Annotated in this window: 1 pseudogene; it reads left to right on the top strand. The window is 69.6% G+C overall.

The features are described 5' to 3' along the window. Window positions 1-1,347, top strand: a pseudogene (locus I71_RS34155) (glycoside hydrolase family 2 protein); the annotation flags it as partial. Window positions 1,348-1,396: the final 49 nt, after the last annotated feature.

Consider the following 1,396-nt stretch of genomic DNA (forward strand, 5'->3'; position numbering starts at 1 on the left):
ATCGCGCAGCTGCTCGACCGCACCCAAACGTCCCCGTCCCTCGCGGTGCTGTGCGGCGGCAGCGAGATGGAGCAGCAGGCGGCCATGCTGGGCCTGCCCCGCGCTTCCTGGACCCAACCGGCTCTGACCGCCGTGATCGCGGAGGAGGCGACAGCCCGCCGTCCCGACCTGATTCAGGTGCCGAACTCTCCCAGCGGCGGCCCCTTGCCCTTCATCGCCAATGCCGGGGTGACCCATTACTACGGCGTCGGTGCCTATATGAAGCCGCTGGAGGACGCCCGCCGGGCCGGCGTGCGCTTCGCCAGCGAATGCCTCGCCTTCGCCAACCTGCCGGAAGACGATCCTCTCGGCGTCCCGGCGCTCCACCATCCGCGCTGGAAGGCGCGGGTGCCGCGCGACCCCGGCGCCTCCTGGGACTTCGAGGATGTGCGGGAGCATTATCTGGAGACGCTCTACGCCGTCGATCCGCGCCGCCTGCGCTACGAGGACCCCGACCGCTACCGCCGCCTGTCGCGCGCGGTGACCGGCGAGGTGATGCAGGCGGTGTTCGACGAGTGGCGGCGCGCCGGATCGACCTGTGCAGGCGGGCTGGTCTGGCAGTGGCGCGACCCCTGGCCGGGTTGTGGTTGGGGCGTGGTCGCCGCCGACGGCACACGCAAGCCGGCCTGGTACGCCCTGAAGCGCGCCTTCCGGCCGCTGCGGGTGATCCTGACCGACGAGGGCGTCAACGGGCTGGCCGTTCATCTGGTCAACGACACCGCCCGGCCCGTCGAGGCGCTGCTGCGGTTGACCGCATGGCGCGATGGATCGGTGCCGGTGCTGAAGGCGGAACGGCCGGTGACGCTGCCGGCGCGGAGTACGGTCGCGCTGGCCGCCGCCGAACTGTCCGACCGCTTTTTTGACACGACCTACAGCTACAGGTTTGGGCCTATCTCGCACGACGTGGTGACGGCGCAATTGCTTTCGGCCGAAAGGTGCGCGGAACCAATTGACGAGTCTCATTATTTCCCCAAGGGGCATTCGCTGCCGCGCCAGGATCTCGACCTGACGGCGGTGGTGGAGGCCCCAGGCAGCGGGGACGGGGACGACTGGGCGTTGCGGCTTGCCACCAGGCGGTTCGCCTGTTCGGTGCATGTGGAGGATGAGCGGTTCCAGGCGGATGACGGCTGGTTCCATCTGGCTCCGGGCGTCGAGCGGGTGGTCCGCCTGCGGCCGAGAGCCGGTTCGCAGAATGGTTCGGGGGTTGGGGTTACGGACGGGACGGCATCGGCCGGACGAGTGATGCCGAATGGCGAGGTCCATGCGCTGAACGCGCTGGCGCCCGTCCGCTACAGGGGGAACGCATGAAGCCGACACCGGTGGTGTTCGAGGGTTGTTTCGGATGGCTGCACCCGGC

Source organism: Azospirillum sp. B506, assembly GCF_000333595.1.
Lineage (GTDB): Bacteria > Pseudomonadota > Alphaproteobacteria > Azospirillales > Azospirillaceae > Azospirillum.